20 protein-coding genes are annotated in these 24,862 nt (G+C 64.8%); 18 read left to right on the top strand and 2 right to left on the bottom strand.

Annotated elements, in window-relative coordinates:
* Window positions 1-488 precede the first annotated feature (488 nt).
* From BTO02_RS16290 to BTO02_RS16210, 17 genes are all read left to right on the top strand, one after another.
* Window positions 489-1,889 carry a two-component system sensor histidine kinase NtrB gene (locus BTO02_RS16290; protein ID WP_083615151.1) on the top strand — a complete coding sequence of 467 codons (1,401 nt, stop codon included), beginning with the start codon at window positions 489-491 and terminating at the stop codon, window positions 1,887-1,889.
* The gene (locus BTO02_RS16285; RefSeq protein WP_232243377.1) at window positions 1,886-2,575 is read left to right on the top strand and encodes a response regulator transcription factor; all 690 of its coding nucleotides are present in this window, start codon (window positions 1,886-1,888) and stop codon (window positions 2,573-2,575) included. The genes BTO02_RS16290 and BTO02_RS16285 overlap by 4 nt, the downstream gene beginning before the upstream one ends.
* Before the next feature lie 192 nt (window positions 2,576-2,767).
* Window positions 2,768-3,154 (top strand): response regulator transcription factor, encoded by a 387-nt coding sequence (locus BTO02_RS16280; protein ID WP_075157902.1) that lies wholly within the window; start codon window positions 2,768-2,770, stop codon window positions 3,152-3,154.
* A 202-nt stretch (window positions 3,155-3,356) separates the two neighbouring features.
* The gene (locus BTO02_RS16275) at window positions 3,357-3,854 is read left to right on the top strand and encodes a YMGG-like glycine zipper-containing protein (RefSeq protein WP_075157901.1); all 498 of its coding nucleotides are present in this window, start codon (window positions 3,357-3,359) and stop codon (window positions 3,852-3,854) included.
* Window positions 3,855-3,903: 49 nt separating this feature from the next.
* On the top strand, window positions 3,904-5,211 hold the full coding sequence (locus BTO02_RS16270; RefSeq protein ID WP_083615150.1) for an efflux RND transporter periplasmic adaptor subunit: 1,308 nt from the start codon (window positions 3,904-3,906) through the stop codon (window positions 5,209-5,211).
* On the top strand, window positions 5,211-8,486 hold the full coding sequence (locus BTO02_RS16265; protein WP_075157900.1) for an efflux RND transporter permease subunit: 3,276 nt from the start codon (window positions 5,211-5,213) through the stop codon (window positions 8,484-8,486). Before BTO02_RS16270 ends, BTO02_RS16265 begins: the two co-directional genes overlap by 1 nt.
* Before the next feature lies 1 nt (window position 8,487).
* Complete coding sequence (locus BTO02_RS16260) at window positions 8,488-9,969, top strand: efflux transporter outer membrane subunit (RefSeq protein ID WP_075157899.1); 1,482 nt, start codon at window positions 8,488-8,490, stop codon at window positions 9,967-9,969.
* Window positions 9,966-11,390 (top strand): paraquat-inducible protein A, encoded by a 1,425-nt coding sequence (locus BTO02_RS16255; RefSeq protein WP_083615149.1) that lies wholly within the window; start codon window positions 9,966-9,968, stop codon window positions 11,388-11,390. The genes BTO02_RS16260 and BTO02_RS16255 overlap by 4 nt, the downstream gene beginning before the upstream one ends.
* On the top strand, window positions 11,374-12,993 hold the full coding sequence (locus tag BTO02_RS16250) for a PqiB family protein (RefSeq protein ID WP_075157898.1): 1,620 nt from the start codon (window positions 11,374-11,376) through the stop codon (window positions 12,991-12,993). The genes BTO02_RS16255 and BTO02_RS16250 overlap by 17 nt, the downstream gene beginning before the upstream one ends.
* A 14-nt stretch (window positions 12,994-13,007) precedes the next feature.
* A complete protein-coding gene (locus tag BTO02_RS16245; RefSeq protein WP_083615251.1) occupies window positions 13,008-13,634 on the top strand; it encodes a PqiC family protein in 627 nt (208 codons plus the stop codon).
* Between the two features lie 164 nt (window positions 13,635-13,798).
* Window positions 13,799-15,019, top strand: coding sequence for a monovalent cation:proton antiporter-2 (CPA2) family protein (locus tag BTO02_RS16240; RefSeq protein ID WP_075157897.1), 1,221 nt, complete (start codon window positions 13,799-13,801; stop codon window positions 15,017-15,019).
* Between the two features lie 183 nt (window positions 15,020-15,202).
* Window positions 15,203-15,988: a type I methionyl aminopeptidase gene (gene map / locus BTO02_RS16235; protein WP_075157896.1), complete on the top strand. Its 786-nt coding sequence runs from the start codon at window positions 15,203-15,205 to the stop codon at window positions 15,986-15,988.
* Window positions 15,989-16,278: 290 nt separating this feature from the next.
* Window positions 16,279-16,824, top strand: coding sequence for a GNAT family N-acetyltransferase (locus BTO02_RS16230; protein WP_075157895.1), 546 nt, complete (start codon window positions 16,279-16,281; stop codon window positions 16,822-16,824).
* 297 nt (window positions 16,825-17,121) lie between these two features.
* Window positions 17,122-17,943 (top strand): septum site-determining protein MinC, encoded by an 822-nt coding sequence (minC, locus tag BTO02_RS16225; protein WP_075157894.1) that lies wholly within the window; start codon window positions 17,122-17,124, stop codon window positions 17,941-17,943.
* 91 nt (window positions 17,944-18,034) lie between these two features.
* Entirely contained in the window at window positions 18,035-18,850 is an 816-nt protein-coding gene (gene minD, locus BTO02_RS16220) for a septum site-determining protein MinD (RefSeq protein ID WP_075157893.1), read from the top strand.
* 13 nt (window positions 18,851-18,863) lie between these two features.
* Window positions 18,864-19,118, top strand: a complete 255-nt coding sequence (gene minE / locus BTO02_RS16215) for a cell division topological specificity factor MinE (RefSeq protein ID WP_075157892.1) — start codon at window positions 18,864-18,866, stop codon at window positions 19,116-19,118.
* A gap of 273 nt (window positions 19,119-19,391) precedes the next feature.
* Window positions 19,392-19,688 carry a YXWGXW repeat-containing protein gene (locus BTO02_RS16210; RefSeq protein WP_075158925.1) on the top strand — a complete coding sequence of 99 codons (297 nt, stop codon included), beginning with the start codon at window positions 19,392-19,394 and terminating at the stop codon, window positions 19,686-19,688.
* 103 nt (window positions 19,689-19,791) lie between these two features.
* Here the strand turns inward: BTO02_RS16210 and BTO02_RS16205 are convergent, their stop codons facing one another.
* Window positions 19,792-21,288: a chloride channel protein gene (locus tag BTO02_RS16205; RefSeq protein ID WP_075157891.1), complete on the bottom strand. Its 1,497-nt coding sequence runs from the start codon at window positions 21,286-21,288 to the stop codon at window positions 19,792-19,794.
* A 355-nt stretch (window positions 21,289-21,643) separates the two neighbouring features.
* Here BTO02_RS16205 and waaC point away from each other — a divergent pair, with 355 nt between their 5' ends.
* Window positions 21,644-22,663, top strand: a complete 1,020-nt coding sequence (gene waaC / locus BTO02_RS16200; protein WP_075157890.1) for a lipopolysaccharide heptosyltransferase I — start codon at window positions 21,644-21,646, stop codon at window positions 22,661-22,663.
* An 874-nt stretch (window positions 22,664-23,537) separates the two neighbouring features.
* Here the strand turns inward: waaC and BTO02_RS16195 are convergent.
* Window positions 23,538-24,845: an MFS transporter gene (locus BTO02_RS16195; protein WP_075157889.1), complete on the bottom strand. Its 1,308-nt coding sequence runs from the start codon at window positions 24,843-24,845 to the stop codon at window positions 23,538-23,540.
* Between the last annotated feature and the right edge of the window lie 17 nt (window positions 24,846-24,862).

Raw genomic sequence — 24,862 nt, 5'->3', positions numbered from 1 at the left:
CGGACATATTCGATACCAAATTAAGAATCCTCCGTTAAATTGCATGGCTATTTAAGAATAAATACGAATCTGTGCGGTTAGCACTTTCTGCTACCGCGCATTTATTTGGGAAACTTTGTCATCGTCAGCGATCAGGGATAAGAATCGCTTTACTAACGCCTGGTTTGTGCCTAGCATTAAGTTGCAATTTTTCCCTGAACAATTCGAATAGCGAAGTAAATGCCTACGCTGTCGCCTGTGCGACAGTGAACATTCTCGACATTGCGCTGCATTGCACGCACATCGGTCGAAATTCCACCGTTCCCAGTTAAGCGCAATCCGAAAAAGTTGTTCAAGTCGTCAGTGTTTCAAGCGATCGATGCATCGGGCGGTTGTCGGCGGCAATCGCGCGGGTCCGGATTCCGGCCGTCAACATGCGTCTGCCGTTATGCGTCATCAGTCAGGCAAATCAGGTTGTCTTGTGCGAGCGTCGACGAGGTACGTAAGCCATGAACATCGCTATCTTTGCCGTCGCGAATGCGGTCTCGCGCCTCAGCCGTTTTCTCGGCTCGCTGCTGTTCTCGACGCGGGCCGGGAGCTTGTACCCGTCGGCCCCTGCGCGCACCGGTATCGCGCTCGATAGGACCGCATCGTTCATTCATCTGTCGTCGATCACGCGGCTGGAGAGGGAGCCGCGAGCGGGAGCCGGCAGCGGCGCACGGCGCGTCATGCAGCGGACCCGGCGATTCGCGGGCGCGTGGCGTGCGGTTTTCCAACGCGCTTCGAGAAGCGCGGCGCCCGATCTGCGCGATTCCTTTGCCGCGCTCGAACAAGCGCCGGTTGCGGCGATCGTCGTCGACGGCGAGGGCCGGATTCTGCGCGCGAACGCGCAAGCCGAACGGCTGTTTCAGTACCGGCGTAGCGATCTCGCGGGCCTCGCGGCCGATTTGCTTGTTCCGCATCTGCTCGATGCCGCGCACGCGCGAACCGACCCGCCGCATACGGCAATGCCTGCGTGCACGCAACCGGCCGTAGTCGCACGCGAAATGCGCGCGAAACGCCGTGACGGCAGCGAGTTTCCAGTGGAGGTCGCTTCGGGCACGCTGCGTTACGGCAGCCATAGCGCCATGCTTGCGTTCGTCACCGACCGCACCGAACGCTACGAACTGAGGCGCGATCGCCAGCAGCTCGCGCATCTGACGCGCGTGTCGACACTCGGCGAGCTGGCCGGCTCGCTCGCGCACGAACTGAATCAGCCGCTGACGGCGATCCTCAGCAACGTGCAGGCGGCGCAACGTTTCATCGATCTCGATCCGCCCGAGCTGATCGAAGTGCGCGAGATCCTGAAGGACATCGTCGACGACAGTTGCCGAGCGAGCGAAGTGATTCGCCGCATCCGCGCATTCGTGAAGAAGGACGAGCTGCAATTCGTGAGGCTCGATCCCGGCGACGTGTTGCGCGATGTCGCGCAACTCGTGCACAGCGACGCGATCGGGCGCGGCGTGCGTCTGTCGGTCGATATCGACGACGACTTGCCGCCCGTGCGTGGCGACCGGATCCAGCTGCAGCAGGTCGTGCTGAACCTGATGATCAACGCGTTCGACGCGATGCGCGGTTGCGATGCGCTCGAGCGTGCCGTCAGCGCCTTCGCCGGGATCGATCGCGACGGCAATGTGCGCATCGCGATTCGCGACCGCGGAGAAGGGATCGCCGCCGATCGGCTCGAACGCATCTTCAAGCCGTTCGTCACGTCGAAACCGCAGGGGCTCGGTCTCGGCCTGTCGATCAGCCGCTCGATCGTCGACATGCATCGCGGGCGTTTGTGGGCCGAAAACAATAGCGACAGGGGCATGACGTTCTACGTCGTGCTGCCGCCATGGAGCGGGCCGGAGACGGCGCGACAATCATGATGTTCAACGTGCGAAACGAGATCGGCGCGTACGACGCGATGGTCTACGTCGTCGACGACGACGCGAGTGTGCGCCGCGCGCTCACGCGGCTGATCGGTTCGGCCGGTTACAGCGTCGACGCCTATGGGTCGGCGCGCGAGTTTCTCGGGCAGGCGCTGTCGTGCATGCGCGAAGAGCGCTGTCCGGCCGCCGACGTTCCGTCGTGTGTGGTGCTCGACGTACAGCTGCCCGACCTGAGCGGGCTCGAGTTGCAGCGCCAACTGCCCGCATCGCTGCCGATCGTCTTTCTCACCGGGCACGGCGACATCGCGATGACGGTCGGCGCGCTCAAGGCCGGCGCCGCGGATTTCCTGACCAAGCCCGTGAGCGACGTCGACCTGCTGCGTGCGATCGACGAGGCGCTGGTCCGCTCCACCGATGCGTTGCGAAGCCTGCGCGAGTTGCGGGAACTGCAGAGCCGCGTCGAACGCCTGACGCCTCGCGAACGCGAAGTGATGGAGCTCGTCGTGTTGGGGCGCCTCAACAAGCAGGTGGCCTGCGAGCTCGGTACCGTCGAGAAGACGGTCAAGGCACATCGCGCGCGCGTGATGCAAAAAATGGAGGTCAACTCGCTCGCGGAACTCGTGCGCGTGGCCGACAAGGTCGCGCGCGCCGGCGCGGCGTTCGATCAGTCTTCGCAGGGCTAACCGCCTGCACCTGTCGATTCTTGCCCGCGCGCCGCACCGCGCGCATAGCCAACTGTCGCGCCTTCATTGGAGAACCGCGGCGCTGTACGGGACCAAGGTCCAATATCGCTCGCGCACGCCGTCTCATAGTCTATTGCAGGGAACGCATTTGCAGACGTCGCATGCGCGTTGCCGGTCACCGGACTATTCAAAATGGGCGCTGCCAAACCATTCGTTGTGGTGGTTGACGACGATGCATCGGTGGGCCGGGCGATCAAACGATTGTTGCGCTCTGTCGGGATCGTGGCCGACACGTTCGCGAGCGGCGATGAATTTCTGGACACGTTGTCGTCCATGCCCTCGTATCGTCCCGATTGCGTGATTCTCGATGTTCAGATGCCCGGTTCGAACGGACTCGAGGTCCAGCGGCGACTGGCCGGTCTTGCCGTGCCCGTTATTTTCATCACCGCGCACGACGACGCCGGCGTGCGCGACGAAGCGCTTGCAGCCGGCGCCGTCGCCTATCTGCGCAAGCCGTTCAACGACGCGCTGTTCATCCGCACCGTCTGCTCGGCGCTCGATATCGAGGTGCCGCGCTGACGCGCCACGTGCCTTCCCGCACAAGCCACGCGAGCTATTGGACCAAGGTCCAATTGTCTTCGAAGAGGGCGACTTCCAATATTGACAGCATCGGAACTTGCCCCTTTTGGGAATGGCAAGCGTCAAGGCGTGCCCGCGCGCCGCGTATTGGCAGCGCGCACAGCGGTGCCGCCAACAGGTCATCGAATGAGGATTGGCAGACATGAAACCAGCAGTGCGGATCTCGCCTGTGCTGAGCGCTTCCGTGCTCGCGTTCGTCGCGATCGCGGCGGCATTCCCGGCAGTGGCGCAGCAACCGATCATCTACCCCGCGAAGGGGCAAAGCGCGCAGCAGCAGGCAAGCGACATGGGGCAGTGCGAGGCGTGGGCTAAACAGAACACCGGTGTCGACCCGGCCGCTTTGGCGCAACACGCGGCCAATCAGACGCCGGCGCAGCAGCCGAGTGGCGGGCGCGTGCGCGGCGCGGCGGGCGGCGCCGCCGTGGGCGCCGCGGTCGGTGCGATAGCAGGCGATGCGGGCAAGGGCGCCGCGATCGGCGCGGCGGGCGGCGCGGTCGGCGGCGGCATCCGCCAGCGCCGTCAGGCGCAGTCTCAACAGCAGCAACAGCAGGCGACGCAACAACAGGCATCGCAGCAGCTTGCCACTTACAACCGGGCATTGTCGGCATGCATGTCGGGACGCGGCTACACCATTCAGTGACGTTTCGCGTGTCAATCAATGAGCGTAACGATCAGACGGAGCAAACATAATGAATCGATCGTTTGAGCGCGATGAGCAGGTGTCGCGCGCCGTGTCGAGCGGCCGGCGCGCTTGCTGGTGGTTGCCGTTCGCGGCGGCGCTCGTGTTGCTCGGCGCCTGCAGGAAGGCGCCCCCGGAGGCACAACGGCCGCCCGTCGACGTGACGACCGTCACGGTCGAACAGAAGGCGACGCCCGTCGATTTCGAGTTCACCGCGCAGACCGAAAGTTCGCGCGAAGTCGAGATCCGCGCGCGTGTCGATGGCTTCCTCGACAAGCGCATGTACACCGAAGGTTCGCTCGTGAAGGCGGGCCAGACGATGTTCATCATGGACCGCAGGCCGTTCGAGGCCGCGTTGCAGACCGCCAAAGGCGAGCTCGCGCAGCAGCAGGCGCGGCTCACGGTCACGAAGGCCAACCTCGCGCGCGTCGTGCCGCTCGCCGCGCAAAACGCATTGAGCAAAAAGGATCTCGACGACGCGGTCGGCAACGAGAAGGAAGCGGAAGCGGCAGTGATCGCCGCGAAAGGGCAGGTGCAGACCGCCGAGCTGAACCTCAGCTACACGATCATCAAGTCGCCGCTGCTCGGCCTGTCGAGCTACGCGCGCCAGCAGGAGGGCAGCTATGTGACGCCGACCCAGGGCGGCCTGCTGACCTACGTGTATCAGCTCGATCCGATGTGGGTGAATTTCAGCATCTCCGAAAACGAACTGCTGCGCTATCGCGAGCAGATCGCGAAGGGGCAACTGCGCTTTCCGCCGGAGAACCGATTCGACGTGACCGTGATCCAGGCCGACGGTTCGACGTATCCCGAGCGCGGCCGTATCGATTTCACGAACCCGGCGTTCAGCTCGGAGACCGGCACCTTCCTCGTGCGCGCGGTATTTTCGAATCCGAACGGCGTGTTGCGTCCGGGCCAGTTCGTGCGCGCGCTGGTGTCCGGCGCGGTGCGGCCGAATGCGATTCTCGTGCCGCAGCGCGCGGTGCTGCAGGGTGCGAAGAGCCACTTTGTCTGGGTGCTCGATAACGAATCGAAGCCGCATCAGCGCATCGTCGATGTCGGCGACTGGCACGGCGACGACTGGTTTATCACCGATGGCCTGCGCAACGGCGAGCGCGTCGTCGTCGACGGCGCGATTCGCGTGACCTCGGACTCGACGATCAAGGTCACCGGCACCGCGCCGCCGAGCAATCTGCCGGCACCGGCGACGCCCGCAGGCGTCACGCCGGGCAAGCCGCCGGCCAGCGCACCCGCGGCCGGCATGCCCGCATCGGCAGGATCGGCAGCGTCGGCAGCGTCGGGCGCTGGAGCGAGCTGATGAATATCTCCCACTTCTGCATCGACCGGCCGATCTTCGCGTCGGTCATTTCGATCATCATCACGCTCGGCGGCGCGCTCACGATGCTCTCGCTGCCGATCGCGCAATATCCGGACATCACGCCGCCGCAAATCACCATTACCGCGACCTATCCGGGCGCGAGCGCGGACGTGGTCGCGAATAACGTCGCGGCGCCGATCGAGCAGCAGGTCAACGGCGCGGACAACATGATCTACATGAGTTCGTCGAGCTCGTCGACCGGCAATCTGACGGTCAACTGCTACTTCGAGATCGGCACGAACCCGGAACTCGCGCAGGTCGACGTGCAGAACCGCGTGAATCTCGCGTTGCCGCAATTGCCGGAATCGGTGCAGGCGCAGGGCGTGTCGGTACAGAAGAAGTCGCAGGCGTTCATGATGGTGATCGCGATCTATTCGCCGACCGAACGCTACGATTCGACCTATATCGCCAACTACGCGAACATCTACGTGCTCGATGCGTTAAAGCGCATTCCGGGCGCGAACCAGTCGAGCATCTTCGGCACGCCCGACTACGCGATGCGGATCTGGCTGAGGCCGGACCGCATGGCGCAACTGGGCATCACGGCAGCCGATGTGCAGCACGCGGTGGCGAACCAGAACCAGCAATACGCGGTTGGCCGCCTCGGCCAGTCGCCGACGGGCAACGCGGTCGAGCAGTCGTTCGCGGTGACGACCACCGGGCGGCTCACCGAACCGTCCGAGTTCGAGAACATCATCATCCGCGCGCAAAGCGGCGGCGCCGCGATCGTGCGGCTGAAGGACATCGGCCGCGCCGAGCTCGGGCAGAAGGATTATTCGATCCGCAGCCGCTTCCAGGGCAAGCCCGCGACCGTGATTGCCGTCTACCAGCAGCCTGGCGCGAATGCGCTCGACGTATCGAAGGCGGTGCGCAAGACGCTCGAAGACATGAAGAAGTCGTTCCCCGAAGGGATCGACTACAAGATCGCGATGGACACGACCGAGTTCACGCGCGCCTCGATTACCGACGTGGTCCATACGTTCTTCGAGGCGGTCGTGCTGGTCGTGATCGTCGTGTTCGTGTTCCTGCAGAGCCTGCGCGCGACACTGATTCCGGTGCTCGCGGTGCCGGTGTCGATCGTCGGCACGTTCATGGGCATGGCCGCGCTGGGCTTCTCGATCAACATGCTGACGCTGTTCGGCATGGTGCTCGCGATCGGTATCGTGGTCGACGATGCGATCGTCGTGATCGAAAACGTCGAGCGAAATATGAGCGTGCTCAAGCTCGACCCGAAAACCGCCGCGAAGCGCGCGATGGACGAAGTGGCGGGTCCGGTGGTCGCGATCGTGCTCGTGCTGTGCGCGGTGTTCGTGCCGGTTGCGTTTATCGGCGGCATTACCGGGCAGATGTACAAGCAGTTCGCCATTACGATCGCGATCTCGGTGGTGATCTCGGGCCTCGTGGCGCTGACGCTGTCGCCGGCGCTCGCGGCGCTGCTGCTCAAGCCCGGCCACGGCGAAAAGCGCGGCTTCTTCCGCTGGTTCGACAGGCAGTTCGCGCGCATGACGGCCGGCTACACGCGCGCCGTGCGGCTGATGATCAAACGCTTTGCGATCGGCCTGCTGATTTTCGCGGGCATGATCGCGCTTGCCGTATGGATGATGCGCACGATACCGGGCGCGTTTCTGCCGCCCGAAGACCAGGGCTATCTGCTCGGCGCCGTGATCATGCCCGACGCAGCGAGCCTCGATCGCACCGGGCTCGTGTCGGACGATGTGACGGAATACTTCATGAGGCAGCCGGCGGTCGACAGCGTGACCACTGTCGATGGCTTCAGCCTGCTCGATAGCCAGAACAAGAACAATGCGTCGACGTTCTTCATCGGCTTCAAGTCGTTCGACGAACGGTATACGTCGGCGAACATTCGCACGCAAAACGCGCGCGCGGTGCTCGTCGATGCGTACAAGGCGCTGTCGCAGGTGAAGCAGGGCATCATCGTGCCGCTCAATCCGCCTGCGATTCCGGGTCTCGGTACGACCGGCGGCACGGAGGTGTGGATCCAGAGCAAGGGCGATGCATCCGTCGCGCAGTATGCGGCGGTGGTCGAGGAATTCGTCGAAAAGGCGAAGAAGCGCCCCGAGCTGTCCGGCGTCACATCGACGTTCAACGCGTCGTCGCAGCAATTGCTCGTCAACGTCGACCGCGACAAGGCCACGACGCTCGGCGTGCCCGTCGAAGCCGTGTACAGCGCGATGCAGACGATGTTCGGCTCGCTCTACGTTTCGCAGTTCAATCGCAACAGCCGGCTGTGGCAGGTGATTCTGCAGGCCGAACCGCAGTATCGCCTGAAGCCGGACGACCTCACGCAGGTGTTCGTGCGCAGCAATTCCGGCGATATGGTGCCGTTGAAGTCGGTCGTCACGTACAAGTACGTCACCGGTCCGGACCTCGTCACCCGTTTCAACAACTATCCGGCCGTCAAGATCACGACGAATGCGGCGCCGGGCTACAGCTCGGGGCAGGTGATCCAGACACTCGAGGAAATCGGCGCGCAGATGCCGCAAGACTATTCGCTTGCATGGAGCGGCGAGGCGTACGAAGCGAAGCAGTCGGGCGGCACGTCGGGGCTCGTGTTCGTATTCGGTCTCGTGATGGTGTTCCTGATTCTCGCCGCGCAGTACGAGAAGTGGAACCTGCCGTTCGGCGTGCTGATGGCGGTGCCGTTCGCGATTTTCGGCGCGCTGCTCGCGATCCTGCTGCGCGGTCTGAACAACGACGTCTATTTCCAGATCGGCCTGACGATGCTCGTCGCGCTCGCCGCGAAGAACGCCATTCTGATCTTCGAATTCGCCGTGCTGAACCGGCAGTCCGGCAAGTCGGTGTTCGATGCGACGATGCTTGCGGCCGAGGAGCGTCTGCGCCCGATCGTGATGACCTCGCTCGCGTTCATTCTCGGCTGCGTGCCGCTCGCGATCGCAACCGGCGCATCGGCAAACAGCCGGCATTCGATCGGCACCGGCGTGATCGGCGGGATGCTCGGCGCGACGGCGATCGCGGTGTTCTTTATCCCGATGTTCTTCTATGTGCTGGAGACGTGGTCCGACAGGCGCAAAGGGAAAAAGACGAAGCCGGGCTCGGCCGGCGATGCGCCGCCGCCCGCGCCGGAGCCCGGTTCGGAGACCGATGCCGGACCTCATGCCGGACCTCGCCCAGGACCGGCGCCGGGATCGGGCGGCCCGCATGTGACGCCGTCGGCCCGCCGCGAGGATGAATGACATGCAACGCTCGCTACGCTCGCTCGCGACGGCATCGATGCTCGCATTCGGTCTGACCGGCTGTCTGCTCGGCCCGAACTATCAACGCCCGGCGATCGACACGCCGGCCACGTTCCGCTTCCAGGAAGGCGAAGCCCAGGACCTCGCGAACACCGAATGGTGGAAGCAGTTCGACGATCCGGTGCTCGATGACCTGATCGCTACGGCCCTTGCCGACAACAAGGACGTGAAGGTCGCCGCCGCACGTGTCGACCAGTTTCTCGGGCAGTTCTGGAGCACGCGCTCGGCACTGCTGCCGCAAGTCGGCGCGGGCTTCAGCGCGGCGCGCGAGCGCGTCACGCAGGTTGGCCCGACGCCCGTGTTCTCGAACGGCGCGATCTTCAACGACTTCCAGGCGCAACTGAACGCGTCGTGGGAAATCGATCTGTTCGGGCGCAACCGGCGCCTGACGGAATCGGCGCGCGCCAGTCTGCTGTCGACCGAGGAAGGGCGGCGCGCGACGATCCTGTCGCTGGTGGCGTCGGTGGCGTCGTCGTACATCGCGCTGCTGAGCTTCGACCGGCAGCTCGAGATCGCGAAGGCGACCACCGAAAGCCGCGCGGAATCGGTGCACGTGTTCCAGCTTCGCTTCGATGCCGGCGAGGTGTCGCAAATGGAGCTGGCGCAGAGCCAGTCCGAATACGAGGCGTCGGCGGCGGTCATTCCGCAGCTCGAAGCGCAGATCGCCCAGCAGGAGGACGCGCTATCGGTGCTGCTCGGCCACAACCCGGGGCCGATCCTGCGCGGCCGCAATCTCGCCGCGCTCGGCACGCCGGCAGTGCCGGCGGGCCTGCCGTCCGACCTGCTGCAGCGCCGTCCGGATCTGCGCCAGGCCGAGCAGGATCTGGTCGCCGCGAACGCGTTGATCGGCGCCGCGCGCGCCTTGTACTTCCCGCAGATCTCGCTGACCGGTCTGCTCGGCACCGAGAGCAGCCAGTTCTCGAACCTGTTCACCGGGCCGTCGAAAATATGGGCGTTTGCCGGGACCGTCACGCAGCCGATCTTCACCGGCGGCAACATCAAAGGCCAGGTCAAGCAGGCCGAGGCGCAGCAGCAACAAGCGCTATTCACATATCAGAAGGCGATCCAGACCGCGTTCCAGGAAGTCGACGATGCGCTGATCGCGTCGCAAAAGCTGCGTGAGCAGTACCTCGCGCAAGGGCGCCAGGTCGACGCGCTGCGCACGTACTCGCGCATGGCGCGGCTGCGATACGAAGGCGGCTATACGAGCTACATCGAAGTGCTCGACGCGGAGCGCAGCCTCTTCAACGCGGAACTGAGCCAGACGCAGACGCAGCAGGCCGTGCTGACGTCGTACGTGTCGCTGTACAAGGCGATGGGCGGCGGCTGGGTCGTCGACGCGGAACAGATGACGACGCAACAGTCGTCGCGCACCGATGCGCAGCCCGCCACCGGCGATACGCCCGTGGAGAACGTCAAATGAGTTCCGCGTACGGCGGCGTTCATGACGCGAACTACGCACGCGATGCCGGCGACGCAGGCGGCGACGCAGGCGGCGTCGAGCGCGTGATCGCCTGCCACGAGTGCGATCTGCTGCAGCGCGAGCGGCCCGTGCCGGTCAATGGCGTGCTGCGCTGTTGCCGCTGTCGCGCGGCGCTTTACCGGCGCCAGACGGGCGGTCTCGACCGCCCGCTTGCCTATGCGCTGGCGGCGCTTGCGCTCTTTGCCCTTGCGAACGCATTTCCGATCGTCGGGCTGTCCGTCAACGGCGATCTCGTCGAGACCACGCTGTTCGGCTCGGTTCGCGTGCTGTATCGCGACGGTATGTGGCCGCTCGCCGCGCTGATCTTCGTCACGACGCTGCTGATGCCGCTGCTGCAGGCGTTGGGCATCGTCTGGCTGCTGCTGCCGTTGCGGCTCGGACGCCGTCCGTATCGTGCCGATCTGGTGTTCCGGCTGCTGCATGTCGCGCAATCGTGGGGCATGACCGAGGTGCTGATTCTCGGCTTGCTCGTGGCGCTGGTGAAGCTTGCGCATATCGCTAGCGTGGTTCCCGATATCGCGCTGTGGTCGTTCGGTGCGCTGATGCTATTGCTTGCCGCGGCGGCCGCCGCCTTCGATCCGCGCGAGTTATGGGCGCGGCTCGAAGGGCCGCCCGATGTCTCGCGGCATGCCGCCGCCGAAGCTGCGGCCGCGCCGTCCGCGCATTCATCCGCGATTTGGCCCGCGTCTCTGGCTGCGTCCGCGTCGTTTTCGGCGCCGACTGCCGCCGGTTGCCTGCGCTGCGTATGCCACGACTGCGGGCTGTTGTCCGCGCCGCTCACCGAAGCGGACGACGGCGCCCATCGGCACGCCTTGCGCTGCACGCGCTGCGGCAGCCGCCTGCATCTGCGCAAACCGAACAGCCTCGCGCGCACGTGGGCGCTGCTGCTCGCCGCGCTCGTGCTGTATCTGCCGGCGAACCTGTTGCCCGTCATGCACACCAGCTCGCTGTTCGGCGCGCAGAAGGACACGATCATGAGCGGCGTCGTCTACCTGTGGACGTCCGGTTCGTGGCCGCTCGCGGTGCTCGTGTTTATCGCGAGCATCGCGGTGCCGATGCTGAAAATTCTCGCGATCGGATTTCTCGCCGCGTCGGCGAACCTGCGTTCGCGCTGGCAGCCGGTGCAGCGTGCGCGAATCTACCGGGCCGTCGAAATGGTCGGCCGCTGGTCGATGCTCGACATCTACGTGATCGCGATCCTCACCGCACTCGTGCAGTTCAATGCGCTCGCGACGATCACCGCGGGTCCCGCGGCGATCGCGTTCGGCGCGGTCGTCGTATTGACGATGTTTGCCGCGATGTCGTTCGATCCGCGGCTCACCTGGGATACGAGGCAAATTACTCATGGCACGTCCTCCTGATTCTGCGCCGCCCGATCTGCCCGACGCGGTCCCCGTGACGCGTTCGCGCTGGCGCGTCCAGTGGATCTGGCTCGTGCCCGTGGTCGCGGTGCTGGTCGGCGTCTGGATCGCCGCGCAGGCGATCCTGCAGCAAGGGCCGACCATCACGATCAGCTTCAAGACCGGCGACGGGCTCGAGGCCGGCAAGACCAAGATCAAGTTCAAGGATGTCGACATCGGCGTCGTGAAGAGCGTTGCGCTTTCGAAGGACTATTCGCGCGTGATCGCAACGGCCGAGCTCGCGCGCGATGCATCGAAGATGCTGGTCGACGACACGCGCTTCTGGGTCGTGCGCCCGCGCGTGTCGGGCGGCACGGTATCGGGTATCGGCACGCTGCTCTCCGGTGCGTATATCGGGATGGATATCGGCAGCACCGCGCGCGTCCGGCACGACTATGTCGGTCTCGAAACGCCGCCCGTCATCGCCAGCGACGTGCCGGGCCGCGAGTATGTGCTGAAGAGCGAAGACCTCGGCTCGGTCGCCACCGGCACGCCGATCTTTTTCCGCCGGCTGCAGGTCGGGCAGGTGACGTCGTATGAACTGGATCCGAACGGCAAAGGCATCACGATGCGCGTATTCATCAATGCGCCGTACGACAGGTTCGTCGTCGCGGACACGCGCTTCTGGCATGCAAGCGGCGTAGACGTATCGCTGAGCACCGAAGGCGTGAAGGTCAACACGCAGTCGCTGGTGTCGATTCTGGTTGGCGGCCTGGCCTTCCAGACACCACCGGGCACGCCTGACGACGAGCCGCAGGCGCCCGCCAGAACGACCTTCGAACTCTTCACCGACCGTGCCGAAGCGATGAAGCAGCACGATCGCATCGTCGAGACCTACGTGTTCAATTTCAAGGAGTCGGTGCGCGGGCTCGTGGTCGGTGCGCCGGTCGAATTCCGCGGCATTCCGATCGGCGAGGTGGCCGCGATCAACACGCGTTACGATCCGGTCACGAAGCAGTTCAGCATTCCGGTGACCATCCGGCTCTATCCGGAGCGCTTCACGTCGCGTTTCGCGAATGAACCGCGCGGCGGCAGGTTATCGCGCTCCCCGCAGGAGATGGCCGAGTTCCTCGTGTCGCGCGGCCTGCGCGGTCAACTGAAGACGGGCAGCCTGATCACCGGCCAGCTGTATGTCGCGCTCGACTTCTTCCCGAACGCACCGAAGGCGCAGGTCGACTGGGAGCAGACCCCGCCCGAGCTGCCGACCGTGTCGAGCGGGCTGCAGTCGCTGCAGGAATCGATCGCCAACCTGATTGCGCGCATGAACAAGATCCCGTTCGAGGCGATCGGCAATAACGCGAAGCAGACGCTTGCGCGTGCCGATGCGCTGCTGCAGAGCTTCGATACCGAACTGGTGCCGCAGGCGCGCGACACGCTGACGGCGGCGCGCACGACGCTCGACTCGGCCAATTCCGCGCTGCAGCCCGACTCCGCGTTGCAGCAGGACACGGCTGACGCGATTCGCGAGCTGTCGCGCACGGCTGCGTCGCTGCGCTCGCTCGCCGAGTATCTCGAACGGCATCCGGAGGCATTGATCCGGGGCAAAACGGAGGACAAAAAGTGATGCCCTCGATGCGCATGCGTAGTGATGCCGCAACGGCGGCCCGCGCCCGTGCGGCGCCGCTCTGGCGCGCGGCGTTCGCCGTGCCTGTCGTGCTGTTCGCGCTCGCCGGCTGCAAATCGCCGAATTCGTCTTTCTATACGTTGAGTCCGGATGCCACGCTCAAGACAGCGGGCGCGCCCATGCAGACCACCGTCGTCGTGGGGCCGGTGACGGTTCCGGAGCTGATCGACAGGCCGCAGATCGTCACGCGCGTGTCCGACAACGAAGTCGCGCTCGACGAATTCGCGCGCTGGGGCGAGCCGTTGAAAAGCGGCATCGCGCGCACGATCGCGGCCGACCTCGAACAGTTGCTCGGCACCGGCCAGGTATCGGTGGCCGCGCAGGCGTCGTTCGTGCGCGAAGCGTCGCGTGTGCGCGTCGACATCGTACGCTTCGACTCGGTGCCCGGCGAAGCGGTCACGGTCGACGCGCAATGGGTCGTGCGCGTGCCGGGCAAACCGCTGCCCATCACAGGGCGCACGGTGGCGCGCGAGCCCGTCCCGACAGCCAGCAACGACGCGGCCGTCGCCGCCTATAGCCGCGCGCTCGGGGCGGTCAGCCGCGACATCGCGGCGGCAATTCGCAGCGCATCGCCATCCTGATGTGCGGGAGGGCGCCTGCGGCTCATGCGTTCGCGCGCCCACCGTCGTCGCCAGCGGTTCACGAAGCGGTTTCCACGCCGTCCCTACGTTGTTCGCGAGCAGTCCTCGAGCGCGATGCAACGCGCTTGCAGACGCAATCTCCATGTCGTTCCATTATCGTCCCCATGAAAAGCCTGCTTTTCCATGTCGTCGTGTTTCTCGGCGCGGCGCTCGTCGTCGTGCCGATGTCGATCCGGCTCGGCTTCGGCTCGGTGCTCGGCTATCTGCTCGCCGGCGTGCTGATCGGCCCGTCCGTGATGAAGCTCGTGACCAACGTGGACGCGATCCTGCATTTTTCGGAACTGGGCATCGTGCTGATGATGTTCGTGATCGGCCTCGAGATGCATGTCGGACGGCTTTGGGCATTGCGCCGCACGATCTTCGGCTATGGCGGCATGCAGATGGCGCTGTGCGCGGGGCTGCTGACCGCGATTTTTCTCGTGTTCGGCTCGCACTGGCAGATCGCATTGACGGCCGGTCTCGCGCTCGCGCTGTCGTCGACGGCCATGGCGGTGTCCGAGCTCGAGCAGCGCGGCCAGTTGAATTCGCCTACCGGCGAGGCCGCATTCGGCATTCTGCTGTTTCAGGACCTCGCCGCGATTCCGCTCGTCGCATTGCTGCCGCTCCTGAGTCCGATCGATACGGGCGCGAGCGCGGCGGAGAACTGGATCGCGGTCGGCAAGGCGCTCGCGATGCTGGTGGCGGTCGTGCTGGTCGGCCGCATTGCGTTGCGCCGCGGCTTGCACATCGTGTCGCGTACCGGCGCGCCGGAAATCTTCACCGCGTTTGCGCTGCTGTGGGTCATCGGCGTCGCGCTGCTGTTTCGCAGCGTGCAACTGTCGGCCTCGCTCGGCGCGTTTCTCGCGGGCGTGCTGCTCGCCGATTCGGGCTATCAGCAACAGGTCGAACGCGACATCGCGCCGTTCAAGGGGCTGCTGCTCGGGCTGTTCTTTATCGCGATCGGCATGTCGATCGACTTCGGTGTGCTCATGCACGACGCGCGGCGCGTGCTCGTCGTCGTCGCGGCCGTGGTCGGCATCAAGGCCGCGGCGCTCTGGCTGCTCGCGCCGCGCTTTAACGTGCCGCGCGAACAGCGCGCGTACTTCGCGTTGCTGCTCTCGCAGGGCGGCGAGTTCGCGTTCGTCGTGATGTCGTCGGCGCTGGCCGTGCGCGTTGTCGAGCCGCGCGCATCGGCGATCGTGACGCTCGCGGTCGTGCTGTCGATGATCACGACGCCGCTGCTGTTGCTGCCGTTACGGCTGAGAGCGGCGGCGCGCGCGTCTGCGGCTGTTCCGGCAGAGGGCGAACAGGCACGCGGACGGGACGCGACGCAGGAGGCGAAATGATGCCTGAAATGGCATGCGCAATAGCAAGCGAAACGGCAATCGAACGGTGCCTGGATCGACCGCCCGCAACCACGACGCGCCGGGCTGAAAAATGCGTCGTCAGGAGACTCGGTACAATGACTGGTCTTAAACCAGGTGATGCGCCGCGCGACGCGTGCCGCACACCGCATCGTTTTTGCGCCCATGGCCATTACCTACAAGACTCCTGATGACATCGCGACGCTGCGTATCGCCGGCCGGCTGGCCGCCGACGTGCTCGCGATGATCGGCGAACACGTGAAGCCTGGCGTGTCGACCGACGAGCTCGACGCGCTGTGCCGCGAATTCATCGTCAACACGCAGCACGCGATCGCCGCGAATATCGGCTACATGGGTTTTCCGAAAACCATCTGCACGTCGGTCAACTCGGTCGTCTGTCATGGCATTCCGAACCGCAATGAGGTTCTGAAGGACGGCGACATCATCAATATCGACGTTGCCGTGATCAAGGACGGCTACTTCGGCGATACGAGCCGCATGTACACGGTCGGCGAGCCGAGCGGCGCCGCGCAGCAGCTGATCGATACCACGTATGAGGCCATGCTCGCGGGCATTCGCGAGGTGAAGCCCGGCGCGACGCTTGGCGATGTCGGCAGCGCCATCCAGAAAGTCGCGCAACGCGACGGCTTTTCGATCGTGCGCGACTACTGCGGACACGGCATCGGCAAGGTCTATCACGAAGACCCTCAAGTGCTGCATTATGGCCAGCCGGGACAGGGGCTGCGCCTGAAGCCGGGCATGGTGTTTACGATCGAGCCGATGGTCAACGCGGGCCGCGCCGCCACCGTCGTGATGCGCGACGGCTGGACGGTGGTCACGAAGGACAGATCGTTGTCCGCGCAATGGGAGCACATGATCTCGGTCACCGAGGACGGCTTCGAGCTGCTGACGCCGTGGCCCGACGGCACCGGACGCTACGAGTCGCCGTGAAGACGGCGGGTCTGCGATGATTAAAATAAGGATTTGACTCGCCTGGCGGTTCGGTTAGGCTATACCGTCGAGCGGAAAGGGTCAGGTCGAAGCCGGTTCATCGCTTCGTGCCGATCCGCACGTGCCGGCCTGCGTTGCCGGCTCCCGTGTGCGGATGCGGCGGAGTTTGGGTTTTATACTGGTTCAAGGCTGCGTATGTTTCGCGCGCCTCGATTCAGACCGGGGTTCAGGCCGGGTTCAGGCGTGCTACGCCCGGTTTTACGCTATCAGATCCGGGGTCTACCTCTCCAATGAGTCCGTCACTCACCGTTGCGCGCATTACCGCCGATCAGGGCGATGTGTTCCGCGAGCTCCGTACTGCATCGTTACGGGAGGCGCCCTACGCATTCGGCGACACGCTCGAGGAAGCGTTGTCCGCGGATGCCGCCACGTTCGACGCCAAGGCCGCGCTCAATGCGGCCTCCATCACGTCCACGACTTTCATTCTTTACACCGAAGGCCATCCGGCCGGCGTGATCGATGCGTGCTTCGACGATACGCCCGTGCGCCGTGCGTTCGTGAGCGAGCTGTGGGTGGCGCCGGCCGTGCGCCATCTGCGCGGCGGCGAACTGCTCGTCAATACCGCGAGCGAATGGCTCGCGCGCGGCGGCGCGACCGAAGTCTATGCGTGGATTGCCGATAGCAATCGCAACGCGATGCGCTTCTATGAGCGCCTCGGCTTCGGTCCCACCGGCGACCATCGGCCGACCGCGCGCGCACAAGACCAGTGGGAGTCGCAACTGGTGCGCCATGTGACGCCTGTGCCGGTGCATGTGCCTGTGCCGCCGGCGCAGTGAGCGGGCGCAGCGGGCAAGACGCGCGGCGCCGTGAGGCGCAGGCGCCCGGACGGCACGGGCGGTGGTGCCGGTTGACCGCGCGCTTCGCGTATTCATCGTATCCATAGCGTTTTTTCGTTATCGCGCGCGCTCCCGGCGCTTGCGGTGCTTCGCGCCGGTCGCGCGAGTCGCGTATGTCTGCGCGTTTTGCCTGTATCGCTTCGCCGCTTGCGCCGTCTGTCGACGAAAAGTTCGGCCGAAAAAGTTCGACGCGCGCCAGGACCCCTGTAAAATACGCAAAATTTTTTGCCGAACGCTATGTCGCCCAGGAAATCGCCTTTTTTCGAATTGCGCAGCGGTGCGGTGGACACGCTTCTGTTCGTGGTCAAAACCACCGACCTCGGCGAAATGCGCGCCGAACTCACGCGCCGCTTCGAGGCGACCCCCGAATTCTTCGCCAATGACGTCGTCGCGATCGACGTGCGCCGTCTCGCCGAAGACGAGCGCGTGCCGCTCGCCGAGATCGCCGCGCTGCTCGATAGCGTGCGCATGCGGCCAATCGGCGTCGTCGCCGATGCGGCGCAGCACGCGTGGGTGAGCGAAGCCAATCTGCCGCTGCTCGAGGCGCGCGACCGACGGCCGAATACGAAGGCGGCCGGCGAAGTCGAAGCGCAGGCGGCCGATGAAACGGCTGCGCCGGCGTCCGCGGCCGTCGCTGCGGCGTCCGCGGCGGAAGGCCGGGCTGCGGCCGCCGCGGCAAGCCAGCCCGCCGAGCCGGTATTGACGGGCGCGGCCGGCGCGTCGTCGCAAACCCTCGTGGTCGACAAGCCGCTGCGTTCGGGGCAACGGATCTATGCGAAGGGCGACCTCGTCGTGCTCGGTCTCGTGAGCCACGGCGCGGAAATCATCGCGGAAGGCAACATTCATATCTATGCACCGCTGCGCGGCCGCGCGCTCGCCGGCGTGCACGGGAATCACGATGCACGCATTTTCTGCACCTGTCTCGAGCCGGAACTGATCTCGATCGCGGGCATTTACCGTACGACCGAAAATCCGCTGCCTGCCGACGTGCAGGGCAAGGCGGTGCAAATCTGGCTCGACGAAGAAAAGCTGGTGATCGAACCGCTGCGGCTCACCTAGTGCGCCGCGGTGTGCAGCGCGCATGCATTGCATGCGCAACCGGATACCGGACTATCAATTCACGAAATCGACGGATACAAGGTAAAGGCCAATGGCAAAAATCATTGTGGTGACTTCGGGCAAGGGTGGCGTAGGCAAGACGACCACGAGCGCGAGCTTCTCGTCTGGCCTCGCGTTGCGCGGCCACAAGACCGCCGTGATCGACTTCGACGTCGGCCTGCGCAATCTCGACCTCATCATGGGCTGCGAGCGCCGCGTGGTGTACGACCTGATCAACGTGATCCAGGGCGAAGCGAACCTGAACCAGGCGCTGATCAAGGACAAGAAGCTCGAGAACCTCTACATCCTGCCGGCCTCGCAGACGCGCGACAAAGATGCGCTGACCATGGAAGGCGTGGAGAAGGTGATCAACGACCTCGTTGCGATGGACTTCGAGTACATCGTGTGCGACTCGCCGGCCGGCATCGAGTCGGGCGCGCTGCTCGCGATGCACTTCGCCGACGAAGCGCTGATCGTGACGAATCCGGAAGTGTCGTCGGTGCGCGACTCGGACCGCATTCTCGGCATCCTGTCGTCGAAAACCAAACGCGCGATCGAAGGCAAGGAGCCGATCAAGGAGCATCTGCTGATCACGCGTTACAACCCCAAACGCGTCAGCGAAGGCGAGATGCTGTCGCTGTCGGACATCCAGGAAATTCTGCGTATCGATCTGATCGGCGTGATTCCGGAGTCCGAGGCGGTCCTGCACGCGTCGAACCAGGGCCTGCCCGCGGTGCACCTCGACGGCACGGACGTCGCCGAATCGTACAAGGACGTCGTGTCGCGCTTCCTCGGCGAACAGAAGTCGCTTCGCTTTACCGATTACCAGAAGCCAGGCCTGCTGCAGCGCCTCTTCGGCACCAAGTAAGGGAGGCGCACGTATGTCGATTCTTTCGTTTTTGCTGGGCGAGAAGAAAAAATCCGCGTCGGTAGCGAAGGAACGCCTGCAGTTGATCATCGCGCACGAACGTGCCGGCGGCCGTGCCCCCGCCGATTATCTGCCGGCGTTGCAACGTGAACTCGTCGCCGTGATTTCGAAGTACGTCAAGATCTCCGACGACGATATCCGCGTCAATCTCGAGCGTCACGACGATCTCGAAGTACTCGAGGTCAAGATCGAGATTCCGCAGGCCTGACGCATCTCCTTTGTTTCTCCCGCTTGCGGCTCGACACGCCGCAAGCGTCGCTATTGCCTGCGTATTGCCTCGGTATTGCCTACGTATTGCCCGCCATTCGTATCCTCGTTCGCATGCAAATGCGCGGGCAGCCGAAATAATCGGTTGCATTTCAGCCTACGCGGTAACACGCCCGTTGTCGGCGTTCCTGTCACCTCGCGCATTAGAGCAATAACGCCGCGATTCGGCGCTTATCGAAGAGGTGAAAAAGTGAAAAAGTCTTCTCGATTGCTCATGCAGTTGGCGCTCGCGGTGGCGGGCGCGTCGGCTGTCTTCCTCGCATTGCCGTCGGCCGCGTCCGCGGCTGTCGTCGTGGTCGCGCCGAACGCGCCGCCGCCCGTGCGCTATGAACGGGTGCCGCCGCCGCGTGCAGGCTATGTCTGGGACCACGGACACTGGCGCTGGTATCGCGGGAGCTACGTGTGGGTGCCTGGACACTGGCGGGTCGCGCGAGCCGGTTATCGATGGATTCCCGGACACTGGGTCGCGCACGGTCCGAACTGGCGATGGGTGCCCGGGCACTGGGGTTGATCGACTCGCGGCTAGCGACAAGGCGGGGCACACGCGCGAACGGTGCGACCCGGCGCGATCGGGCCTGGGGGCATAGCGTGCTCCCGGCCTTGGCCGTCGCTGTTCAGCGTCGCGGCGTATCCGCGTCCTCGTCCTGTTGCGTCGCGGCGCGACCCGCGTCGTTGCTGCCGTCGCGCGCATCGGCCGTTGCGTTGCCGTTCGCCGTCGTCTCGTCATCGTTCGGATCCGAAGGCGCCGCGTGCGCGAGCGGCTCCGGCACATCGTGCGAGGCCGCCGCGCCCCCGGCGGCAGCGGACGGCGACGGCGGCGTCATATAGCGCCGCGCGAGCGTTTCGTAGAGCGGCGGTGTGAAGAACGCCGACACGCGGCTCGAGACCAGCGCGGTCGCCATCAGCGAGATGACGAGCGCGTGCCCGTTGATCATTTCGACGACGATCACGAACGACGTGATCGGCGACTGCGTGACGGCGGCCATATAGCCGACCATCGCAAGCGCGATCAGCATCTGCAGCTGCATGCCGTGAAACACCGTATGCAGCACGTTGCCGAAGCCCGCGCCGATCGACAGCGACGGCGCGAAGATACCGCCCGGAATGCCGGGCAGGTACGAGCCGACCATCGAAACCATCTTCAGCAGCGGATAGAACATCGACAATTGCTCGCGGCCGTCGAGCAGGCCGCGCGCTTCCGCGTAGCCGCTACCGAACGTCGTGCCGCCGGAGATGAGGCCCACCACGGCGATCACGAGGCCGCACAGCGCCGCGAACACCACCGGACGCTCGGCATTGAGCCTGACGAGCGGCGTGGGCAGCCAGCGCGACGTATTGAGCAGCAGCCAGCCGAAGATGCCGCCCGCGATACCGGTTACCACTGCGGTGAGCAGCACGGCGAGCGCGAGCGTGTCGGGAAAATGCGCGCCGACATCGATCGTGCCGAAGTACGTGTAGTTGCCATTGAGCCCGAGCGCGATCACGCCGGCGATGATGATCGCGGTAATCAGCACGCCGCTTGCGCGCGCCTCGAAACTGCGCGTGAGTTCCTCGATCGCGAACACGATGCCGGCGAGCGGCGTGTTGAATGCGGCCGACAGGCCCGCGGCCGCGCCTGCGAGCACGAGCTGGCGTTCGATCATCGCGGTCGAGCGCGGGTAAAAGCGCCGCAGGTTGAACATCAGCGCGGCGCCGACCTGCACGGTCGGACCCTCGCGGCCGATCGTGAAGCCGCCGAGAATACCGAGGAACGACACGAGTATCTTGCCAAACAGGATACGCAGCGTGAGCAGCCGCGCGCCCGTTTCGGCTGGCCGCGTATGCAGTGTCGCGATTACCTGCGGGATGCCGCTGCCTTCGGCGCCGCGGAAGAAGCGCCGCGTCAGCCATGCGGCGGCCGCGGCAACGGCGGGCGTCACGAAGAGCGGCAGCCACGGGCGCTCATGCTGCTGCTCGAGAAACGTGTTGTAGCCCCAGTCGATGAGCCGCGCGTAGTAAACGGCTGCGAGGCCGACGGCGATTGCGCCGAGCCAGAAGATGCCGTACTGGCGCCAGAGTCGCTTCGTACGCCGGACGATGTTCGACGACAGCGGGATGGATGTCCTCAGCATGGCGTAGGCAAATATGCGCAAGCAACGCGGGCGGTGGCGAAGCGTGAATTATAGCGGCGCATGATGCGCGGCGTATTCCTGAAAGCGCGTTGAAATGCGTTCAGCGCTGCCTGCGCCTGTGTGCGACGCACCAACGCTTGCGCTGATCAGCGCGGCGCCCGTGGCTTTTGCGCCCGGTTGTTCGCACGCGGCGGCCCCGCGTGCACGGGTCGGCTAAAATCCCGGGTTAGGCGCGAGCCTGATCGGGCACGCGTTGCGGGCGAACACGCTCTCGATCGGGAAGCCGCGCGCCGCGCATGCGCGTTGCAATCCGATGGCCGGCAGGCCGGCAACGCCGCGAGAAAGAGGGTCATCAATGAAGCGAATTCTGGTCGTCAAAGTCACGTCACTGGGCGACGTCATCCAGGCGCAGGCGGTCGTGGCCGACCTCAAACGCGCGTTTCCGGGCGTAGCGGTCGACTGGGCCTGCGACGAGGCGCACGCGGAAGTCGCGCGCTGGAACCAGAGCGTCGACCGCGTGTTGTGCGCGCCGCTGCGCCGCTTCAAGAAGGCGCGGCACTGGGCCGACTTCAAGGCGATTGCCGCATCGATTGCCGAACTGCGCGCGTATCGCTATGACGTGGTGGTCGATATCCACGGCGTCTACAAGAGCGCGATCATCGCGTTTCTCGCGCGCTCCAAAGTGCGTTTTGGCTATCACTCGAAGAATCTCGGCGAGCAGGGCGCCGCGTTCGCTTACTCGCGCCGCTTCGTGCCGCGGCGCGATGCGAATGCATGGCAGGGCATGCGCGATACGGTTGCGGACGCGCTCGGTTATCGGGCCGATGGCCCGGCTGTCTACAACCTGCGTATTCCGCCCGCCGCGCAGCCGGTCGTCGACGCGGGCGGCAGGCCGATCGCGGTGCTGTTTCACGCAACATCGAAAGACGACAAGAAATGGCCGATCGCGTCATGGGTTGCCGTGGCCGCCGATCTCGTGCGGCGCGGTTTTTGTGTCGTGTTGCCGTGGGGTTCCGAAAGCGAGCGCAAGGAAGCGGAGCAGATCGTGGCCGAGGTGCCGCAGGCGCGGGTGCTGCCGCAACTGAGCGTGACCGGTATCGCGCAGCTCGTCGATGCATCGGCTTTCGTGATCGGTGTCGATACCGGCTTCGTGCATCTTGCGCACGCGCTCGGCAAGCGCACGGTGATGATCTTCATTGCGACTTCGCCGACGCACTTCGGTAACGAAGCGCCGTATCGGTCGACGTCGATCGGCGATGGCCATTCGGTGCCGCCCATCGAACGCGCGATCGAGGCGATCGACTACGTGCACGGCAGTCCGCCTGCGCAAGGCGAGCCGAGCAGGATGGCGACGCGCACCGTGGCCGAGCCCTGATCTTCTCCTGCCTTCGCGAATCGCGCACGCCCGAAACGGCACGCAACGAAGACACGCAACGAAGAACAGGCAACGAAGAACAGGCAACGAAGAACAGGCAACGAAAAGAAAAAGAGGCGTAGCGCGCAGTCGCCCGATTCGATGGGCGCCTGAATCGCTACGCCTCGAGAACGCTCGCGCTGCTCACGCGGGCGGAGAGGAAACACTGCAATGAACAAACAATCAGGCACTGCACTGATAGAGACTGTGCTGCGTGCACGGAGTTCCATCTGACTTGAGCACGCCCCTCGATGCGCGATCGACGCGGGGATCGATGCGCGATCGATGTGTCAAAGCGCATTACACGCTTGTTAAAACTGTCGCTTTTGATTGTTCCGGAAGCAACGCTTCAGCAAGCTCCCGAGTCGCATGGTTCGCTCGCGAGGCGCGCTGGTGCGTCAACGGCGGACTTCGATGCCTATTCTTGCCGAATCAGGCGCTGCGCGTGGCATCGTCCGTGTAACAGATACTCCAAGGCTGCTTACAAATTGCAACGGTCCCCATTCTGACGTTCGTGTTCAATCGGAAGCATTCGAGATGCACTCGAATAACGATATCGACTCGATGGGAGAACGCTGTGGAACGCGCTGTGAAACGAGAAGTGAAACGCCTGGCTGCGATGTTGATTGCAGGTGCATTGCTGGCCACTGCATTGGGAGGGTGCGTCGTCGTGCCGTACGACGGCGGCGGATATCACCATCACGGGTATTACTACCGGTGATGCAGTCCATCGCGTGGCCGGCGTGATGATCGACAGGGAGGCGGCATGATGCCGGCCGCTGTCGCGATGGCTGGTCCCGGGCGCAAGACAGTGCGCCCGGGTTTTTTCTTCGCTTTACATCAGTCGCGCATCGCGCGTCTCGCGCATGCAGATCACGCCGAACAGGCTGACGAGCGCGGCCACCGACACATAGCCGCCAACCCACGAGAGCCCGCCGTGCGCGGCAAGCAGTTGCGCGATATACGGTGCAACCGACGCACCGAGTATCCCGCCGAGGTTATATGACACACCTGCGCCCGTGTAGCGGACGTTGGTGGGAAACAGTTCGGGCAGCAGCGCGCCCATCGGCGCGAAGGTGACGCCCATCAGGAACAGTTCGATGATGAGGTACAGCTGCACGAGCGGCATCGAGCCGCTGCCGAGCAGCGGCTCCATCGCGAAACCCGATGCGACCGCAGCGAGAATACCGGCGATCAGCACGGGCTTGCGGCCAAGGCGATCGCTCGCCCAGGCGGACAGCGGCGTTGCGAGCGCCATGAACACGACCGCGACGCACAGCATGCCGAGAAAGCCCTGACGCGTGAAGTGCAGTGCCGACACGCCATACGACAGCGAGAACACGGCCGAGATATAGAACAGCGTGTAGCAGACGACCATCGCGAGCGAGCCCAGCAGCGTCGGCCACCAGTAGCGCGAGATCAGCGTCGCGACCGGCACGCGCACGCGCTCGTGCCGTTCGATTGCCGCGCGAAACGCGGGCGTCTCCGCGATCTTCAGCCGGACATAGAGACCCAGCGCGACGAGCACTGCACTCACGATAAACGGCACGCGCCAGCCCCAGCTGCGGAACTGCTCGTCCGAAAGCGACAGTGCGAGGCCGAAGAACAGTCCGTTGGATGCGAGAAAGCCAACCGACGGACCCAGTTGCGGGAACATGCCGAACCAGCCGCGCTTGCCGGCCGGCGCGTTCTCCGTCGCAAGCAGGGCCGCGCCGCCCCATTCGCCGCCGAGACCGATGCCCTGGCCGAAGCGCAGCACGCACAGCAGGATCGGCGCGAGGCTGCCGATCGTATCGTAGCCGGGCACGAAGCCGATCAGCGTGGTCGACAGCCCCATGACGAGCAGCGACGCGACGAGCGTCGACTTGCGGCCGATGCGGTCGCCGAAGTGACCGAACAGGAACGAGCCGATCGGCCGCGCAACGAACGCGATGCCGAACGTGACGAATGCCGACAGCGCCTGCGCCGTGGCCGACCCATGCGGGAAGAACACCGGGCCGATCACCAGTGCCGCGGCAGTCGCGTACACGTAGAAATCGTAGAACTCGATCGCGGTGCCGATGAAGCTCGCGAAGATGATGCGCGCCGTGCTTTGTTGCTGCCCGACGTTCGGGCCGGTGCTTGAAATCGGCGGTGAGGACATGCGTAAAACTCCGTATC

Origin of the sequence: Paraburkholderia sp. SOS3 (genome assembly GCF_001922345.1) — a bacterium.
In the GTDB taxonomy this organism is placed as follows: Bacteria; Pseudomonadota; Gammaproteobacteria; order Burkholderiales; family Burkholderiaceae; genus Paraburkholderia.
The sequence above is the reverse complement of the archived record's forward strand: the minus strand, read 5'-3'. Positions and strand labels throughout refer to the sequence as shown.

Bases quoted from the DNA above. Each gene is read 5' to 3' on its own strand.
- BTO02_RS16270 (WP_083615150.1), top strand. From the start codon at position 3,904: ATGAATCGATCGTTTGAGCGCGATGAGCAGGTGTCGCGCGCCGTGTCG.
- BTO02_RS16250 (WP_075157898.1), top strand. From the start codon at position 11,374: ATGGCACGTCCTCCTGATTCTGCGCCGCCCGATCTGCCCGACGCGGTC.
- minD (WP_075157893.1), top strand. From the start codon at position 18,035: ATGGCAAAAATCATTGTGGTGACTTCGGGCAAGGGTGGCGTAGGCAAG.
- BTO02_RS16240 (WP_075157897.1), top strand. From the start codon at position 13,799: ATGAAAAGCCTGCTTTTCCATGTCGTCGTGTTTCTCGGCGCGGCGCTC.
- BTO02_RS16195 (WP_075157889.1), bottom strand. From the start codon at position 24,845: ATGTCCTCACCGCCGATTTCAAGCACCGGCCCGAACGTCGGGCAGCAA.
- BTO02_RS16210 (WP_075158925.1), top strand. From the start codon at position 19,392: ATGCAGTTGGCGCTCGCGGTGGCGGGCGCGTCGGCTGTCTTCCTCGCA.
- BTO02_RS16230 (WP_075157895.1), top strand. From the start codon at position 16,279: ATGAGTCCGTCACTCACCGTTGCGCGCATTACCGCCGATCAGGGCGAT.
- BTO02_RS16255 (WP_083615149.1), top strand. From the start codon at position 9,966: ATGAGTTCCGCGTACGGCGGCGTTCATGACGCGAACTACGCACGCGAT.
- BTO02_RS16280 (WP_075157902.1), top strand. From the start codon at position 2,768: ATGGGCGCTGCCAAACCATTCGTTGTGGTGGTTGACGACGATGCATCG.
- minC (WP_075157894.1), top strand. From the start codon at position 17,122: ATGTCGCCCAGGAAATCGCCTTTTTTCGAATTGCGCAGCGGTGCGGTG.
- BTO02_RS16245 (WP_083615251.1), top strand. From the start codon at position 13,008: ATGCGTAGTGATGCCGCAACGGCGGCCCGCGCCCGTGCGGCGCCGCTC.
- BTO02_RS16265 (WP_075157900.1), top strand. From the start codon at position 5,211: ATGAATATCTCCCACTTCTGCATCGACCGGCCGATCTTCGCGTCGGTC.
- waaC (WP_075157890.1), top strand. From the start codon at position 21,644: ATGAAGCGAATTCTGGTCGTCAAAGTCACGTCACTGGGCGACGTCATC.
- BTO02_RS16285 (WP_232243377.1), top strand. From the start codon at position 1,886: ATGATGTTCAACGTGCGAAACGAGATCGGCGCGTACGACGCGATGGTC.
- BTO02_RS16290 (WP_083615151.1), top strand. From the start codon at position 489: ATGAACATCGCTATCTTTGCCGTCGCGAATGCGGTCTCGCGCCTCAGC.
- BTO02_RS16275 (WP_075157901.1), top strand. From the start codon at position 3,357: ATGAAACCAGCAGTGCGGATCTCGCCTGTGCTGAGCGCTTCCGTGCTC.
- map (WP_075157896.1), top strand. From the start codon at position 15,203: ATGGCCATTACCTACAAGACTCCTGATGACATCGCGACGCTGCGTATC.
- minE (WP_075157892.1), top strand. From the start codon at position 18,864: ATGTCGATTCTTTCGTTTTTGCTGGGCGAGAAGAAAAAATCCGCGTCG.
- BTO02_RS16260 (WP_075157899.1), top strand. From the start codon at position 8,488: ATGCAACGCTCGCTACGCTCGCTCGCGACGGCATCGATGCTCGCATTC.
- BTO02_RS16205 (WP_075157891.1), bottom strand. From the start codon at position 21,288: ATGCTGAGGACATCCATCCCGCTGTCGTCGAACATCGTCCGGCGTACG.